This window comes from Rhizobium sullae (assembly GCF_900169785.1).
GTDB lineage: Bacteria > Pseudomonadota > Alphaproteobacteria > Rhizobiales > Rhizobiaceae > Rhizobium > Rhizobium sullae.
In genome coordinates this window covers 1-683 of sequence record NZ_FWER01000177.1, presented here as the reverse complement: position 1 = coordinate 683, position 683 = coordinate 1, and the positions used below count along the sequence as shown (strand labels likewise).

The 683-nt window shown below is 63.8% G+C and carries 2 protein-coding genes; both read left to right on the top strand.

Annotation, left to right across the window (positions count from 1 at the left end):
• The coding region (locus BN1800_RS39630) for a thiamine pyrophosphate-dependent enzyme (protein WP_244564840.1) at window positions 1–299 on the top strand (299 nt) is incomplete at its 5' end.
• Window positions 300–401: 102 nt separating this feature from the next.
• Window positions 402–683 (top strand): iron-containing alcohol dehydrogenase (locus tag BN1800_RS39625; protein ID WP_143534273.1); only part of this gene is annotated, 282 nt, incomplete at its 3' end.

The following is a 683-nucleotide window of genomic DNA, read 5'->3' as shown; positions in this document are numbered from 1 at the left end:
CGGCCGTCGAACAAAAGCTCAACCTCGTCGTCCTCATCTTGGACAACGGCGGCTGGGGCATGATCGAAGCGAAGCAAGCGGGCAAAGGTTTCCCGAAATTTGGCGTCAACTTCCACAATCCGGATTTCGTGAAATGGGCCGACGCCTGTGACGCCAAGGGTACTCGCGTCGAAACGATGGCCGATCTGGTGCCGGCGCTGAAAGCCGCTCTCAAAGGCGGTGGGGTGCATGTGGTCGCAGTGCGGGTCGACGATTCGAAGTACAAGCGACTGATCGCCGGGCAGAGCGACCCGGAATAAACCGCCTTGGGAGCCCCGGCGGGCGCTCGACAGCAGGATCGCCTTTTCGAAGCGGGCGGCAGGCCCTGCCGCCCGAGAGAGCCAAACAAAAGGACCAAACACATGGCCTTCACTTTCCAGACCACGCCCAACATCCGTTTCGGGGCAGGCGCGTCCAGCGAGATCGCCGACCTTCTCAAGGGCTACAAGGCCGCCCATGTGCTGCTCGTCACCGGCAACAACGTACGCGCGGCCGGGCTGACGCGCAAAGCGGAAGCGGCGATTGCCGAAGCCGGCATCGCGCTCACCGTGTTCGACGGCGTGCTCGCCGACGCGCCGTCGCATGTCATCGAAGCGGCGGCAGAAATCTGCCGCGAGTGCGGCGTCGACGCTGTCGTGGCGATC